At 60.5% G+C, this 14,878-nt stretch carries 14 protein-coding genes; 11 read left to right on the top strand and 3 right to left on the bottom strand.

All coding sequences use genetic code 11. From position 1 onward, the window contains the following. Window positions 1-119: 119 nt before the first annotated feature. Window positions 120-566, top strand: a complete 447-nt coding sequence (locus A6U87_RS20505) for an SRPBCC family protein (RefSeq protein ID WP_065693145.1) — start codon at window positions 120-122, stop codon at window positions 564-566. 57 nt (window positions 567-623) lie between these two features. Then, the gene (locus A6U87_RS20500; protein WP_065693144.1) at window positions 624-1,682 is read left to right on the top strand and encodes an adenylate/guanylate cyclase domain-containing protein; all 1,059 of its coding nucleotides are present in this window, start codon (window positions 624-626) and stop codon (window positions 1,680-1,682) included. Window positions 1,683-1,721: 39 nt separating this feature from the next. On the opposite strand, the gene A6U87_RS20495 is transcribed toward A6U87_RS20500, so the two are convergent. Genes A6U87_RS20495 through A6U87_RS20485 form a run of 3 tightly spaced genes read right to left on the bottom strand, consistent with a single transcriptional unit; the run spans window position 1,722 to window position 5,622 of the window. After that, window positions 1,722-2,732: a hydroxyacid dehydrogenase gene (locus A6U87_RS20495; protein ID WP_065693143.1), complete on the bottom strand. Its 1,011-nt coding sequence runs from the start codon at window positions 2,730-2,732 to the stop codon at window positions 1,722-1,724. Then, window positions 2,729-4,585: a DUF2264 domain-containing protein gene (locus tag A6U87_RS20490; protein ID WP_065693380.1), complete on the bottom strand. Its 1,857-nt coding sequence runs from the start codon at window positions 4,583-4,585 to the stop codon at window positions 2,729-2,731. The genes A6U87_RS20495 and A6U87_RS20490 overlap by 4 nt, the downstream gene beginning before the upstream one ends. Before the next feature lie 5 nt (window positions 4,586-4,590). Next, window positions 4,591-5,622 (bottom strand): LacI family DNA-binding transcriptional regulator, encoded by a 1,032-nt coding sequence (locus A6U87_RS20485; protein ID WP_065693142.1) that lies wholly within the window; start codon window positions 5,620-5,622, stop codon window positions 4,591-4,593. A 139-nt stretch (window positions 5,623-5,761) separates the two neighbouring features. On the opposite strand from A6U87_RS20485, the gene A6U87_RS20480 reads away from it, so the two are divergent. From A6U87_RS20480 to A6U87_RS20440, 9 genes are all read left to right on the top strand, one after another. After that, window positions 5,762-7,051 (top strand): ABC transporter substrate-binding protein, encoded by a 1,290-nt coding sequence (locus A6U87_RS20480; protein ID WP_065693141.1) that lies wholly within the window; start codon window positions 5,762-5,764, stop codon window positions 7,049-7,051. Window positions 7,052-7,123: 72 nt separating this feature from the next. Further along, complete coding sequence (locus tag A6U87_RS20475) at window positions 7,124-7,768, top strand: ThuA domain-containing protein (RefSeq protein ID WP_065693140.1); 645 nt, start codon at window positions 7,124-7,126, stop codon at window positions 7,766-7,768. Between the two features lie 379 nt (window positions 7,769-8,147). Next, window positions 8,148-8,630, top strand: coding sequence for an Lrp/AsnC family transcriptional regulator (locus tag A6U87_RS20470; protein WP_065693139.1), 483 nt, complete (start codon window positions 8,148-8,150; stop codon window positions 8,628-8,630). Window positions 8,631-8,764: 134 nt separating this feature from the next. Beyond that, on the top strand, window positions 8,765-10,345 hold the full coding sequence (locus A6U87_RS20465) for an ABC transporter substrate-binding protein (protein ID WP_065693138.1): 1,581 nt from the start codon (window positions 8,765-8,767) through the stop codon (window positions 10,343-10,345). Further along, window positions 10,346-11,428 carry an ABC transporter permease gene (locus A6U87_RS20460; RefSeq protein ID WP_141684014.1) on the top strand — a complete coding sequence of 361 codons (1,083 nt, stop codon included), beginning with the start codon at window positions 10,346-10,348 and terminating at the stop codon, window positions 11,426-11,428. Then, on the top strand, window positions 11,425-12,282 hold the full coding sequence (locus A6U87_RS20455; RefSeq protein ID WP_065693137.1) for an ABC transporter permease: 858 nt from the start codon (window positions 11,425-11,427) through the stop codon (window positions 12,280-12,282). Before A6U87_RS20460 ends, A6U87_RS20455 begins: the two co-directional genes overlap by 4 nt. Continuing rightward, window positions 12,275-13,099: an ABC transporter ATP-binding protein gene (locus tag A6U87_RS20450; RefSeq protein WP_065693136.1), complete on the top strand. Its 825-nt coding sequence runs from the start codon at window positions 12,275-12,277 to the stop codon at window positions 13,097-13,099. The genes A6U87_RS20455 and A6U87_RS20450 overlap by 8 nt, the downstream gene beginning before the upstream one ends. Then, window positions 13,096-13,809 (top strand): ABC transporter ATP-binding protein, encoded by a 714-nt coding sequence (locus A6U87_RS20445; protein WP_065693135.1) that lies wholly within the window; start codon window positions 13,096-13,098, stop codon window positions 13,807-13,809. Before A6U87_RS20450 ends, A6U87_RS20445 begins: the two co-directional genes overlap by 4 nt. 140 nt (window positions 13,810-13,949) lie before the next feature. Then, complete coding sequence (locus A6U87_RS20440) at window positions 13,950-14,834, top strand: AraC family transcriptional regulator (protein ID WP_065693134.1); 885 nt, start codon at window positions 13,950-13,952, stop codon at window positions 14,832-14,834. Window positions 14,835-14,878 lie beyond the last annotated feature (44 nt).

Genomic DNA, 14,878 nt, shown 5'->3' with positions numbered 1-14,878 from the left:
CAAGTTTCAGGGACTTGGACTTGCTCGCGTGAACGGCAGGACTACATCCATAGCTCGGGATGGCTGAGGCCGAGTTCGGGTAGGGCTTGCGGAGGCGGTCGAGGAACCGGGAGCGATAGATGCAGGAGCAATTCATTATCCAGCGCGAAACCCATATTCCCGCACCACCTGCGGCGGTTTTCGCGCTGCTTACCGACCCGGAGAGAATACTCGCCTGGATGGGCACCGAAGCCCAGGTCGAGCCGCGCCCGGGAGGCCTATATCTCGTGAACGTCAACGGTACCCGCATTGCCCGCGGATCGTTTCGCGAAGTGGTGCCTGTCCACCGCCTTGCCTATAGTTTCGGCTGGGAAGGCAGTGATACCTTTCCCCCTGGCTCCAGCCTGGTCGAAATCGATCTGATCGAGCAGCCGGACGGAACGCTCCTGCGCTTCACCCACACAGGCCTGCCGGACGCGGAAGAATGTGCGAGCCATACACGGGGTTGGGAACACTACCTCGGTCGGCTTGGCGAAGTTGCGGCCGGCCGAGATCCGGGGCCGGATCCGTGGGTAACAGCGACCTGACGGGGAGCTGCGGCTGGTGTTGGATGATCGTTCGCTAATGCCGTGAGGCCGTTCCCAATGGACCTATCCGATCCCATTGCCTGGCTTGTTGATGACGCGGCAGCGTCACCCAGCGCCGCGTCGTTCCTGAGAGACCTCGGTCGTCGCCTTGAAGCCGAAGGGCTGCCGCTCGCCGGTGGTGCGTTGACGCTTGCTGTCGCGCATCCGATCATTGCACACCGAACGTCGCTGTGGAGAGCCGACACTGGGGTGGTGGGAGAACGTCTGGGGTTTCTCGCAGGAGCGCCCGATAGCGGGCAGCGCGGTTGGCTTGAAGAGCTCGGACCGCTGTTTGAAAGCGCGATTGGAAAGGCACCGGATACTCCGGTGCTCGGTTGGGCTGGCAAACGACCATTCGATTCTACCGAAACAGGCCGGCTGAATGAGGTTGCGCGCTTTGCGTTGGCACCCTTGGCCGCCATCGCTTCAAGGGCGGCGCAGGCAGCACTGCTCGAAACCTATCTCGGCCGGCGGAGCGCCGTGCGCGTACAGTCAGGCGCGCTTTCGCGTGGAACCGGAGAGATCATTCGTGCGGCGCTTCTGTGCGCCGATTTGCGGGACTTCACCACCATGTCGGAAACGACAGAACCCTTGCTGGTGATTGCTGCGCTCGATGCATGGTTCGAGCGCCTCGCGGGAGCAGTGCACGCCTTCGGCGGAGAAGTCCTGAAATTCATGGGCGACGGATTGCTGGCAATTTTCCCCGTGACCGCGACCCCGGCGGAGGCGTGCGACGCGGCGCTGAACGCCGTTGTGGCTGCCCGGGCGGGCATGGCTCACCTCGAGGTTTCGCGGCAGGCGCAAGGTCTCGCGCCCTTGCCGTTTGGCGTGGCCGTGCATTTCGGTGAGATATTGTGGGGGAACATCGGCGCTGCCGACAGGCTGGACTTCACGGCGATCGGGCCAGCGGTGAATCTCGTCAGCCGGCTGGAGGGATTGTGCAAGCCTCTGCATCGCACGGTCCTCGTGTCCGGCGAGGCGACCGCGCAAGCCAGCAAAGAACTGGTTTCCCTGGGGGAGCACCGGTTGCGCGGTATCGACCGCTCCTGCTTGGTCTTCACCTTGCCGGATGGCTAATTGAGCCGGCTCGGCGCAAGCGAAGCCACGGCTCAAACATCAGGCCATTCTTTCGAGGTCGGCTAGCGTGATCCCGTATTGCAGTGGCTGACCGCTCAAGTATCGCTCTATCTCGTCGACGGCCATTTCGCCCAATCGCGTCCGCTCGAGCCCGACGGCGCCGGCGATATGGGGTGTCAGGAACACGTTCGGCAGGTCGTAAAACGCGGATGCCGGTTCCGGTATCTCAGGGTCGGTCACATCGATGATCGCATCGATCCGACCGGTTGAAAGCGTGGCGAGAAGTGCTGCCTCGTCGATGATGGCGCCGCGTGCCGTATTGATGAGCGTCGCGCCGTCCTTCATCAGCGCTAACCTTTGGGCATCGATCATATGGCGCGTCGACGGCAGGGAAGGTGCGTGCAGCGAGACGATATCAGCGCTGCGCATCAAGCAATCAAGATCAGCCTGTTCAGCCCCCATCGCCGCACACTCCGACACGCTCAACGTGGGGTCAAAGAGGATAACTCTGAAATTGAAGGGCTTCAGCAGCTCGATCACGCGCCGGCCGATGCGCGACGCGCCGATGATGCCGACCGTGCGGCCGTAGTTTCCGATTGCAAGCCGCTGCATCGGATGCGTGCGATGCCGGTTGCGGTCCGCAACATAAGTGTCGCGAAACCGGAAGACCTGCTTGCCAGCAAAGAGGATGGCGGCAAGCGTGAATTCGGCCACGGGGATCGCGTTGGCCTCCGCAGCATGGCTGACGGCGATGCCTGCGCGAAAAACCCGCTCATCTATGAGGCCCTTCACTGTTCCCGCCGCATGGGCGATCAACTTCAGCCCTCCGGCTGCCGAAAGCACATCGCGGCCGACATAGGGAGCACCCCATCCGGTTATGAGGATTTCCGTTTCAGGCAGTATTCGCTTGGCGCGTTCGTCAGCGAAGGTCTGCAACGGCTCTCGATCAAGCAATCGGCCCAGACTTTCCAGCCGGTCGAGAAGGCGATCGGGGAGAACGTGCTCCGTCCGCCCCGGGTGCATGGCAAGCGCGATACCCGGTCGACTCATGGCATCTGCCCCGGCGCTTCGATGGCGCTGACGGTGATGCCGTCCCTGGCTATGCGGGCCTCAAGCACCGAGATGTCAGGTGCCGCCGGAGGCTTGGTCCATGCGCGGGAAACCGCAGCCGGCTCATCGAGCGCGAGCACGGCCGTCACCAGGATGGTTTCGCCGGCCGGGATCTCGCCCCGTAATTGGGGAACGAGCGTCTTGGCGACGATCAGGTTGGTATTCGGCAGAGCTTTCTGCGCGAGCCCGGTTCGTTCCACGGTCGAACCCAAGTCGACAATACCGGAGAAGTCGGCTTCACCTATGACGTGGGCACTGCCCGGCGCAGCCGCAAGCACGTCTAGATCGAAGTCTCGCTTGGCAATCGCAAACCCGCCTTCGGCCGTTTGCAGTGGGCGCGGAGAGTTGATCCTGTGGACGCGGATATGCCAGGGTGCTGCGGGAACCAGCCAGGTTTCGACGGAAACATCCCTGAATGGCGACCATCTCGAATAGAGCACGTCGCCGGCGAGCTTTGCCTCAGCGTTCGTCTCGCGCACGCGGTAGTGCAATCCATCGTCGCTGAAGGCGAGCGCGGAATCGAACGCACCGCCGGCGAAGTTCCGCTCATCGGCTTCGACGCTGAAGCCATAGCGTGCGGAATAGGCGAACTTCGCGTATTTCTCCGTGCCGAACCGCATCTGCAGATTTTCTTGTCCCGAAGATAGGGCCACGACATCGCCACCGGCACGCATCAGGACCATGCCGGAATGGCGCTGCGGCGAGACGCTTTCGCTTGGTGCAGGCGCTTTCTCCTTCGCTGTCCAGAATGGATGGTCATGCGCGATCGCCAGCGGCAGAAAGGCCTTGAATGCCCAATATGGCGATCCCGCCGAGTTGTAGCTCTCAGACATCAGCAGGTTCGGATAACCGAAGCCGATCGACAGGATGCCATCGCGATTGGTCATCGGTTTGTCCTTCCACCAGCGCAGGTGCTGCAGGCAGAGATGCTTGATCTCGCCCCAGGGCAGGGCTTCAAGATCGGCAAAGGCGAGCGCCGACCAGAACCCGGCGCAGGCGAAGCGGTAGGTCAGGCTGCGGCCGAAGGGGATTGTCGCGCCATCGGGCGCAAACCAGTTGCGAAAATCTTTGGCGAACAGAACGGCGCGTTCTCGGTAGCGTTTCGCGTAGTCGTCATCGACAAGCTTGGAATAGATCAGTCCATAGAAATGCATCGCGAAAGGAATGTAGTGGTCGATGCGGCGCACGTTGCCGTCGCGATACCAGCCGTCACCGATATAGAAGCCCTCGAGCTCCTCGAGGTATCGCCTTGTCAGGCTGCGGTCGAATTCGGCGCCGACGCGATCAAGGGCGATGTCGACGAAAATGCGGAAGAACTTCCAGTTGTTATCCGCATAATCGAACTGTCGTGCATGCTTGAGATAGGCGATGACATTGGCCTTCGCCGGCTCGCTCAGAGGCTCCCAGATCTTTTCGGGGACAAGCGCCAGCGCAAAACCGAGCGCTGCGAGCTCGACCATTCGCTGGTCTCGGCCGTTGACCGTACCCCAATACTCCGGGTGGTCGGGATCCGTGCCGTTCGCCAGCCCCTCTGCAAAACGCTGCCAATGGGCAAAGTCGCCATTTTCAGCTCCAAGCGGTGCCAGGCCCCAAAGAGGGCGGGCAAACCCTTCCAGGTCCGCGGCTGCGCGATCAAAATGGGCGCCGGCAGCATCCAGCCGAACGCGTGCATTGCCCGCTGAGAAATAGGGAAGCAACGGATCGAAGAGATCGAGGAGGGCGCGGTTCATGTCTTCGCGCGTCTCCAGCGGGTTGCCCGCTAACGGATTGGCGCTGGCCGGATCATAGGTCATCAACATCACTCATCGGTTTTCGGCATTGGTACGGTGCCCCCGGCAACGGGGACGACCGCATGGCAGACGTGACGGGCTGGCGCTGTCCGATCATGGAACCTGTCGATCATCAGGCCGACGGCCTCACGGCCGAGAGCGCCACGATCAACGCGCATGGTGGAGAGCGGCGGATTGGTCATCATTGCGCAGGGCAGATCGTCGAAACCGACGATCGCGAAATCTTCAGGCACCCGAAGGCCTGCCTCGGTGACGGCTTCCAGAACGCCGACGGCAATGAAGTCGTTCATGCAGAAAGCGGCGGTAAACCCCTCTTCTTCATCCAGGATGGCGGCCATCAATTCGTGAGCTTCCCGGCTGGCGCTGCCTTGGAAACTCATTGGAACCACCTTGCTGGTGGCTCCCTCCACCGACGCGATCGCTGCGTCAAAGCCCCTGACGCGCTCGCGGATGGTGTGGCGATGGGAACCGGTGAAATGCAGGATCTTGCGATGGCCGGCGGAAAGCAACCGTTCGCCTGCCTGGAGGGCGCCGAAGAAATTGGCAGGAGAGACACCGTCGAGCCGAAGTCGTGGATCAGTACCGTTGACGAGAACGACTGGGATCTTTTCTGCCTCGATCCATTGTCGCAGCGCAGGATTGGGGTCGATGCCGACCAGAAACAGGCCTTCGGCGTTGGTGGCCTTCATGTGCTCGCGAATGACATCAGGCATCGCGCGGTCCTCACGGACCAGCCGGACTTCGAAGGACATGCCCGCGTCCGCTGCGCCTGCGCGCAAACCCTCGACAATCGACTCGTAAAAGACGCTGAGCCCGCCTGTCGCACCGTCACTGGCAATCAACGCGAGACCGCCCGGCATTGGCTCTGAAGAGCCTTTGGTTTGATAACCGTGCTCAGCTGCGACCCGCAAGATGTGCTGCCGGACAGATTCGCTGATGCCGGGTTCGTTTGCCAGGACGCGCGACACGGTCGATACGGAGACGCCTGCAGTGGCGGCAATGTCGGCCTGACGCGGCCGCTTTGATTTGATTTCGCTCATGAGTGTAGAGTTATGCAAATTACGCAAATTTGCAATAGAAAGATATTTTGTTGCAAACAGAAAGTTTTTGCGTACTCTTTCCGCCACATGCCCGAAAGACGTTGGAGGACGCCAAGGGCAGGCAACCGGAGGAATCAGCATGCAGATCAATCGACGTTCATTTCTGATGGGCTCCGCCGGCGTGGCGACCGGCCTGGCATTCGGCGCCGGCGCTAGCATTCCGGCTTTTGCAGCGGACGCACAGCTGCGCGCCATGTGGTGGGGATCGAACGATCGCGCAAAGCGCACGCTCGACGTCGCCAAGCTCTATCAAGGCAAGACGCCCGGCGTGACGATCGTTGGTGAATCTCTCAGCGGGGACGGGTACTGGACCAAGCTGGCGACACAGATGGCTGGCCGTTCGATCGCGGATGTGTTTCAGCTCGAGCCCGGAACGATCTCCGATTACTCCAAGCGCGGGGCCTGCCTGCCGCTCGATGAGTTCGTGCCCTCGACATTGAAGGTCGATGCCTTCGGCAAGGACGTGCTGAAGCTGACGACTGTGGACGGAAAGCTCTACGGCGTCGGTCTTGGCCTCAATTCATTCGCGCTCTTCTTCGATCAGACGGCATTCGAGAAGGCTGGTATTCCGGTGCCTACGCCGGATCTCACCTGGGACGAGTATGCAAAGTTGGCAGTCGAGCTCACAAAGGCGGGCGGCAGGGACAATTACGCGGGTGGACCCTACGGCGCGCGCTACAACTATGTGTTCGACGCCTGGCTGCGGCAGCGCGGGAAGAGCCTTTACAAGGACGCGACGCTTGGCTTCGACGTCGAGGACGCCAAGGAGTGGTACAGCTTCTGGGAGGAGCTGCGAAAGAAGGGTGGCACCGTTGCAGCCGACGTACAGACGCTGGACCAGAACACGATCGACACCAATTGTCTGGCGCTCGGCAAGTCGGCAATGGGCATGGCCTATTCCAACCAGCTGGTCGGCTACCAGCTGATCTCGAAAAGCAAGCTGGCCATCACGATGCTGCCCCGCGAGAAAAAGGGCGGACCGTCGGGCCACTACTATCGCCCGGCTCTCATCTGGAGCGTTGGCGCGACGACGAAGAACGGCGAAGCTGCGGCACGGTTCATCAACTTCTTCGTCAATGACCCGGACGCCGGCAAGATCCTTGGTGTCGAACGCGGCGTGCCGATGTCGCCGGCGGTCCGCGAAGCGATATTGCCGAACCTCAACCCGACGGAGCAGGCTACCGTGAAATACGTGAACCTTCTCAAGGATCAGGTGGGTGACTATCCAGCGCCTGCGCCTTTGGGGTCTACGGAGTTCGACCAGCGCGTCCTGCGCCCGATCGCCGACGAACTCGCGTTTGAGCGGACGACGCCTGCTGAAGCAGCGGCACGACTGGTCGAGGAAGGGAAGGCCACGATCCGAAGCTGAGATCGTGGATATTTGAACCGCCGGCGGCCAAGCCCCTCCGGCGGTTCAGCGCATCCGAGATAAGGAAAGATCATGCGTAAGGCGATCATCGTTTGGGGCGGCTGGCGGGGCCATGAGCCGGAGCAATGCGCCGGCATCGTCGCCGGGCTTCTCGCGGAAGATGGCTTCCAGACGGAGGTCACTAACGATCTCGGCGTCTTCGGTTCGCCGCAGCTCGCTCAAGCAGATCTTGTCGTGCCTGTGATCACGGGCGAGGTCCTCGAAAAATCCCATGCCGACGCCCTCGTGGAAGTCGTACGCGGAGGGCTCGGTCTTGGTGGACATCATGGCTCGCTCGCGACCTCATTCAAGGAAAGCGCCCCGTTCCGCTACGTCTCCGGCGTGACCTGGGTTGCCCATCCCGGCAATATCATCGATTTTCGCGTCTCGGTTACCAGCCCGGAAGACCCGGTGATGCGGGGAATTCCGGATTTCGACTATCGGTCCGAGCAGTATTACCTGCACTACGACCCTTCCATCGAAATCCTCGCAACCACCACCTTCACCGGTGAACACGACCCGGCAGCCCGCGATGTCACCATGCCGGTGGTCTTCAAGCGCAGCTTTGGTGCCGGTCGTGTCTTCTATTCCGCGCTCGGTCACGTCGCCGCCGAATTCGATCATGCCCATATGCCGCTGATATTGCGGCGAGGCCTGAGCTGGGCCGCGCGCCGCTAGGCGAGGGCAGGCCCTCGGGACCTGCATCCCCATTCTGGGCAATTCGGAGGATTTGCGACGGAAGCCTGGCACTCCGACCTTCCCCAACTGACGCTCTCCGGTTGTCGCCAAATTGTAGAAGAATTTTCCCGCGAAGCGCACATTCTTGAGATTTTCAATTCTCGATTATTCCTACTGAAATAGTAGTCTTTAGGAAAGAAAGTGAGTTTTCAATGACTTTGATGTCTTCGATCTGTTAGCGCTTCGCAAGCTCGCCAGCTGAAGAAGCGCTGCCTCACTGCTCTTCCCCAAAGGCCTGTTCAACCCAAATTGACATGCGGAAAGCTAATTCCGTGTGGGCGGGCTCTGTCTCAATTCTTCTATCGAAAGGCATTCCAGGATGGATCGTCTCGACCGCAAGATCCTTCGCATTCTGCAGGAGGACGCGACGCTGTCGGTCGCGGATCTCGCGAAGAAGGTCGGTCTCAGCACCACTCCCTGCTGGAGGCGTGTCCAGAAGATGGAGGAGGATGGTGTCATTCAGCGGAAGGTTGCCATTCTCGACCCGGTAAAGGTCAACGCGAGCGTTACGGTCTTCGTGTCGATCCGGACGGACGCGCACTCGACCGAATGGCTGAAGCGGTTTTCGGAAGTTGTGGTGACCTTCCCCGAGGTTCTGGACTTTTATCGCATGAGCGGCGATGTGGATTATCTTTTGCGCGTTGTCGTGCCCGACATCGCGGCCTATGATGCATTCTACAAACGGCTCATCGCGAAGATCGATATCCGCGATGTTTCCTCGGTATTCGCAATGGAGCAGATAAAGTATTCGACCGAACTGCCGCTCGATCACATGATTCTTTCGAAAGCCGCAGCCGAGTAGATTTGCCATCCACGACAACCGGAAAGATTTTCCACCCCGAAATGCAAAAATGGACAATCAGGCCTCGTGGCGGCCCGCCGCATCGCTAAGTTTGGCCAAAACAATTAAACCAATTAACTCATGGAGATATGAATATGAACCTCGCCGCCGGCCGCGCTAAACTGCTCGGTACCGTTTTCAGCTTGGGGCTTCTTTTGGGAGCGCCGGTCACCTATGCCGAAACGCCGCCGAATGTGCTGGTCGTTGCCCAGTCGATCGATGATGCCGTCAGCTTCGACCCGGCCGAAGGCTTCGAGTTGACGACGGTTCAGTCTTTCAACAACTTGTATCAGCGGCTCGTGCAGTCCAACCGGGATGATGGCACGAAAATCGAGCCGGCGCTGGCTGCCTCCTGGAAGGCTGACGGCAAGAGCCTGACGTTCGAGTTGGCCGATGCGAAATTCGCCTCCGGCAATCCGGTGCGCGCCGAGGATGTCGTCTTCTCGCTGACCCGCGCAGTGAAGCTCAACAAGTCGCCTGCCTTCATCCTGAACGAGCTCGGCTGGACGGCTGACAATGTCGACGCGGCTGTCACCAAGGTCGACGACAAGCACGTCAAGCTCACCTGGACGGCTGATGTCGGCTCAGGCTTTGCCCTGTCGTTGCTGACGGCGCCGATCGCCTCGATCGTCGATGAGCAGACCGTTGCAGCGCAAGCCAAGGACAATGATTTCGGCAATGAATGGCTGAAGACGAATTCCGCCGGCAGCGGTGCCTTTGCCATTGCCACCTACACGCCGCACGAAGCTCTCGTGCTGCAGGCAAATCCGAACTCTTCCGACAAGCCGAAGCTGGAAAGCGTGATCATCCGCAACGTTCCTGACGTTAGCGCGCGCCGCCTGCTGGTCGAACAGGGTGATGCCGATATCGCTCGTGGCCTGTCGGCCGACCAGATCGAAGCGCTGAAGGACAAGAACGGCGTCAAGGTGCTCTCCGTTCCTTCTGCCCGCACCGACTATATCCTGCTCAACACCAAGGCGAATCCGACCCTTGGCAATCCGGCCTTCTGGGAAGCGGCTCGCTATCTGGTCGATTACGATGGCATCGCCAAGAACCTGCTGCGCGGCCAGAGCACCGTGCATCAGGCCTTCCTGCCAGTCGGTTTCCCCGGCGCGCTGACGGATACGCCATTCAAGCTCGACGTCGAGAAGGCGAAGAAGGTTCTGGCGGATGCCGGCATCAAGACGCCGTTCAAGGTCGAACTCATCGTCTTTAACGACCAGCCGTTCCTCTCGATCGCGCAGTCGCTGCAGTCGACCTTCGCGCAGGCCGGCATCAACCTCGACATCCAGCCGGGCGTGGCAAGCGACATCTATGCACGCGGCCGTTCGGGCAAGTTCGAGATGACCCTTCGCTACTGGATCCCGGATTATTTCGATCCGCATTCCAACGCCAGTGCCTTTGCGATCAACAAGGACAACTCCACCAACACGGCCGCGAAATATGCCGGCTGGGTGATTCCTGAATTGACCGACGAGACGCTTGCAGCCGTCAAGGAACAGGACCCTGCCAAGCGCGTCGCGCTCTATCAGGACCTGCAGAAGAAGATTCAGGCTAGCTCGCCCTTCATCTTTACGCTTCAAGGCAACGACCAAGTCGTGCTAAGCGACAAAATCAAGAACTATGCCCAGGGTCTCAATGCGGACCAGGTCTACTACGACAAGGTGGAAAAATAAGTGCCGCAAGCGGCAACGCGATCCAATGCCGACATGACCAACTCCCGCCAGCGCAAACGCTGGCGGGAGTTGTCGTTCGTTCGGCCATTTCTTAAGTGGTTTTGGTCATTCGCGCTGACCCTTTTGGGCTTGGCGATCGTGACCTTTGCGATGACACGGCTTTCGCCGATCGATCCAGCCCTGCAAATGGTCGGCGATCATGCGAGCCAGTCGACCTACGAACAGGCGCGCCTGGAACTCGGTCTGGACCAGCCTGTCCCGATGCAGTTCCTTCGCTATCTGCAGACAACACTTGCCGGAAACCTGGGGCAGTCGATCTCGACAGGGCAGCCTGTCGCCAAGGATATCGCCCGGACCTTCCCGGCAACGATCGAGCTGGCCACCGCGGCGATCCTGCTGGCAACCGTCATCGGATTGGCGCTCGGCATAGCCGCTGCCGCACGGCAGGGCACCTGGGTGGATAGTGTTGCACGGTTCGTCTCGCTATTCGGCTATTCGGTCCCGATCTTCTGGCTCGGACTGCTGATGCTGCTCCTGTTTTACGCGCGTTTGCACTGGGCGCCGGGGCCAGGAAGGGCGGACGTCGTCTTTCAGTACACCGTAAAGTCGGTGACGGGATTTGCGCTCATCGATTCATGGATGTCGGGGAAGACAGGGGCGTTCCGCGACGTGCTGGCCCATCTGGCCTTGCCGGCGATTGTCCTGGCGCTTCATGCGACTGCTGCCATATCGCGATTGACGCGAGCCGCGATCCTCACCGAACTTGGCCAGGAATATGTGACGACCGCTCGCGCGAAGGGTGCGAACCTGCGCCGCATCGTGTTCGTCCATGTCCTGCCCAACATCTCGGGCACGCTGTTGACCGTCATCGCGCTCTCGTACGCCGGTCTGCTGGAAGGCGCGGTTCTGACGGAAACGGTCTTTGCGTGGCCCGGTATCGGTCGCTATCTGACGACGGCGATGTTCGCCGGCGACACGCCGGCAATCCTTGGGGCGACACTTGTCGTCGGCGCGTCATTCGTCTTGTTGAATGCACTCACCGACCTCGGCGTCGCGCGCATCAATGCAAGGGGACGGCAATGAGCGATATTGCTGATATCCCCGTCGGCAAGGCGGCGTTTGTCGGGCGCTTCATGAGATCGCGCTCCGCCGCGATCGGGGGGCTGATTGTCCTTCTTATTCTCATGGTCGCACTGCTGGCGCCGATCCTTGCTCCCTATGATCCCAATCTTCAGGAGACCGCGAACCGCCTTATGCCACCAACTGCCGGGCACTGGCTGGGCACGGATGCGTTTGGGCGCGATATCCTGTCGAGGCTGATCTACGGAGCGCGGCCGACCTTGCTGCTGGTGCTGATCGTCGTCCTGCTGATGGCGCCGCTCGGCATCGTCGTCGGCATTCTTGCGGGCTTTTTCGGCGGCATGACGGAGCGCGTGCTCATGCGGCTCACGGATATCGTCATGTCGTTTCCGCGGCTTCTGCTCGCCTTTGCCTTCGTCGCGATCATGGGCCCGGGTCTCATCAATGGCGCTTTGGCGCTGGCGCTGACAAGCTGGCCCGCCTATGCGCGCCAAGCGCGCGTCGAGACCGCGGCGCTGCGGCGAAGCGACTATCTGGCGGCAGCCGAGATGGTCGGCATCAAGGGCGTCCGGCTGCTTTGGGGGCATGTTCTGCCACTGGTTCTGCCGTCCGCCATCGTTCGCCTTGCGCTTGACCTTTCCGGCATCATTCTCGCCGCGGCTGGTCTTGGCTTCCTTGGGCTCGGTGTCCGTCCGCCGACAGCGGAATGGGGGTCGATGGTGTCTGAGGGAACGCAGGTGATCTTCGACCAATGGTGGGTCGCGGCGGTTCCCGGTACAGCGATCTTCGTCACCTCGCTTGCCTTCAACCTGCTTGCCGACGGCCTGCGTGATATTCTGGATCCGCGCCATGACTGAGCCGCTGCTGTCCATCGAGGAATTGTCGATCTCGTTCCCGTCCGATCGCGGCCCGGTGCGCGTCGTCGACGGCGTTTCATTTTCCGTCGGGCGCGAGATCGTGGCAATGGTCGGTGAGTCCGGGTCGGGCAAGTCGATGACCGGACGGGCAATTATGGGGCTTTTGCCGTCTCGCGCCAAGGTGCAGGCAAAGCGTCTTATGTTCGACGGACAGGATCTGGGCGGCCTGATGCCTGCCGGCTGGAACAAGATCCGAGGCAACGATATCGGGCTTATCCTTCAGGATCCGAAATATTCGCTGAACCCGGCTCACAAGGTTGGCCGACAGGTCGAAGAGGCGTTGCTGCTGCATACCGGACTATCGGCGGCCGAACGACGTGAGCATGCGCTTGATATGCTGGCAAGGGTTGGCTTCACCGATCCGAAGAGAGCCTATTCAAGCTATCCCGCCGCGCTTTCGGGCGGCATGGGACAGCGCGTGATGATCGCGGCGATGCTGGTCAATCGGCCGAAACTGCTGATTGCGGACGAGCCGACCTCGGCCCTCGATCAAAACTTGCAGGAGCAGATATTGAAGCTTTTGCGGTCACTCACCGAGGAACTCGGAATGGGTTTGCTGCTGATCAGTCATGACCTGCAACAGGTGTCGCGCTACGCCGATCGTGTCGTCGTCATGCGGAACGGCCGTATAGAAGAGCAGATGGTCGCGGCAGATCTTGCCGGGGCGCAGTCGGGCTATACGCGGGCGCTTTGGAATGCGCGTCCGTCGGCGGCGACTTACGGTTCGCGGCTGCCGGTCTATGGGGAAGAAGCATGACGGCGCTTTCGGTCGAAAGACTTTTTGTGACCTTTCAGGGCGCGGGAAGCGGCTATACGGCGGTTCGTGGCGTCAGTTTCGAGGTGGGCGCAGGCGAAACCTTCGGCCTCATCGGGCCGTCAGGCTGTGGCAAGACGACTGTGCTGCGGGCGATCGCCGGCTTGAATACCGGATGGCAGGGAGAGATCCGTGTGTTCGGCCAGCCGTTGTCGCCAGGCAGGAAGATTACCGGCGCCGCTCGCGAAGAAATTCAGATGGTCTTTCAGGATCCCTACTCGTCGCTGCACCCCCGCCATCGCATCGCAAGGACGCTCGGCGAGCCATTATCGATCCGTGGAATACCCGATGTCAGTGATCGCGTGCACGCGGCGCTCGATCAGGTCGGGTTGAAGCAGATGGTCGCTGAACGCTATCCGCACCAGCTTTCCGGTGGCCAGCGCCAGCGCGTGGCGATCGCTCGCGCCTTGCTGCTGAAGCCGAAGTTGCTGTTGCTCGATGAACCGACCTCGGCGCTCGACGTTTCGGTGCAAGCCGGCATACTGAACCTGCTGAACGATTTGAAGGCTGCGCATGGGATGACGTTCATTCTCGTCAGTCACGATCCCGGCGTTATCGGCCACATGTGCGATCGCACCGCTATCATGGCAAATGGTTCGATCGAACGGATACTCGACCGGCAGGCACTGGCGGACGCGGTCGCGCCGCAATAGCGGACCGGCACAGTCCCCGCTGATGTTTTACCACCTGTCGACTATTCGGCAATTTCGCATTGCGCTCACGACAAGATCACGATAGTAAACTTGACTAAAATACACATGTTTTCCGGTCGCGCCGGAATGCGAGACCGGCCATGACGTTTCAACCGAGAATGCAAAACAAGATCGAGGGCTTTTCCGTTATTGGCGGCGCGCATCGCCGCCAATGGAACGGGATCGTGGCCGATGTCTGGGATGTCGAATGCGCCCCCTATGCGGGAGGCTATTACGTTGCCAGCGATCCCCGCCTCTTCATTTTGCTCGACTTGCACGGTCCCGGCAATTCAAAGGTAAGGCTGATGCCCAAGGGGCAGGGCACGGTCCAAGATAGGGCCTACCGGCCGATTTCCTATGTTCCTGCCGATATGGAGCTCTGGGCAGATCTGGTGGATGTCGAGTTTATCAGGCATCTCGACCTTCATTTCGATGCGGATATCGTCAGCGGCCGGCTGATGGAAGAAATCGATCCCCAAAGACTGAAAAGCCCGCAGCTTCTGTTCTCGGACGAACGCATCCTCACGCTCGCGCAGTTGATCGCTGCCGAATGCACCAATCCGCAGCCGCTGCACGACCTCTATGGCGACGGCTTGGCGATGTCGTTGATCATCGATGTGATGAAGTTGACGAAGGCGACACCGCGCAAGCGCAGTAAGCTTGCGGCGTGGCAACTGCGCAAGACGACCGAGTTCATCGAGCAAAATTGCCTCCGCAACATCCGCCTGGAAGAGTTGGCGGTTCTCACCGGGCTCTCGCAATCGCATTTCAGCCATGCTTTCAAGGCTTCGACGGGCGTGGCACCGCACCAGTGGCAGATGAACGCGCGTCTCGACAGGGCCAAGCAGCTTCTTGTGGAGGGCGATCAGCCGCTGACGGTGATCGCGGCTGAAACGGGATTTTCCGATCAGGCGCATTTCACGCGTGTCTTCCGCAAGAATGTCGGCACCACGCCTGCCTACTGGAAAAAGGCGCGGGTGGCCTGAAAGACACAGCGGTCGGGCGTTCGTTTGCAGTGCGAAAAATTGCC

Source organism: Rhizobium sp. AC44/96, from assembly GCF_001692185.1.
In the GTDB taxonomy this organism is placed as follows: domain Bacteria; phylum Pseudomonadota; class Alphaproteobacteria; order Rhizobiales; family Rhizobiaceae; genus Rhizobium.
The sequence above is the reverse complement of the archived record's forward strand: the minus strand, read 5'-3'. Positions and strand labels throughout refer to the sequence as shown.

What these genes read in the sequence shown, in the direction of transcription:
- A6U87_RS20475 (WP_065693140.1), top strand. Translation starts at nt 7,124, where the DNA reads ATGCGTAAGGCGATCATCGTTTGGGGCGGCTGGCGGGGCCATGAGCCG.
- A6U87_RS20485 (WP_065693142.1), bottom strand. Translation starts at nt 5,622, where the DNA reads ATGAGCGAAATCAAATCAAAGCGGCCGCGTCAGGCCGACATTGCCGCC.
- A6U87_RS20445 (WP_065693135.1), top strand. Translation starts at nt 13,096, where the DNA reads ATGACGGCGCTTTCGGTCGAAAGACTTTTTGTGACCTTTCAGGGCGCG.
- A6U87_RS20495 (WP_065693143.1), bottom strand. Translation starts at nt 2,732, where the DNA reads ATGAGTCGACCGGGTATCGCGCTTGCCATGCACCCGGGGCGGACGGAG.
- A6U87_RS20490 (WP_065693380.1), bottom strand. Translation starts at nt 4,585, where the DNA reads ATGACCTATGATCCGGCCAGCGCCAATCCGTTAGCGGGCAACCCGCTG.
- A6U87_RS20470 (WP_065693139.1), top strand. Translation starts at nt 8,148, where the DNA reads ATGGATCGTCTCGACCGCAAGATCCTTCGCATTCTGCAGGAGGACGCG.
- A6U87_RS20505 (WP_065693145.1), top strand. Translation starts at nt 120, where the DNA reads ATGCAGGAGCAATTCATTATCCAGCGCGAAACCCATATTCCCGCACCA.
- A6U87_RS20450 (WP_065693136.1), top strand. Translation starts at nt 12,275, where the DNA reads ATGACTGAGCCGCTGCTGTCCATCGAGGAATTGTCGATCTCGTTCCCG.
- A6U87_RS20500 (WP_065693144.1), top strand. Translation starts at nt 624, where the DNA reads ATGGACCTATCCGATCCCATTGCCTGGCTTGTTGATGACGCGGCAGCG.
- A6U87_RS20440 (WP_065693134.1), top strand. Translation starts at nt 13,950, where the DNA reads ATGACGTTTCAACCGAGAATGCAAAACAAGATCGAGGGCTTTTCCGTT.
- A6U87_RS20465 (WP_065693138.1), top strand. Translation starts at nt 8,765, where the DNA reads ATGAACCTCGCCGCCGGCCGCGCTAAACTGCTCGGTACCGTTTTCAGC.
- A6U87_RS20480 (WP_065693141.1), top strand. Translation starts at nt 5,762, where the DNA reads ATGCAGATCAATCGACGTTCATTTCTGATGGGCTCCGCCGGCGTGGCG.
- A6U87_RS20455 (WP_065693137.1), top strand. Translation starts at nt 11,425, where the DNA reads ATGAGCGATATTGCTGATATCCCCGTCGGCAAGGCGGCGTTTGTCGGG.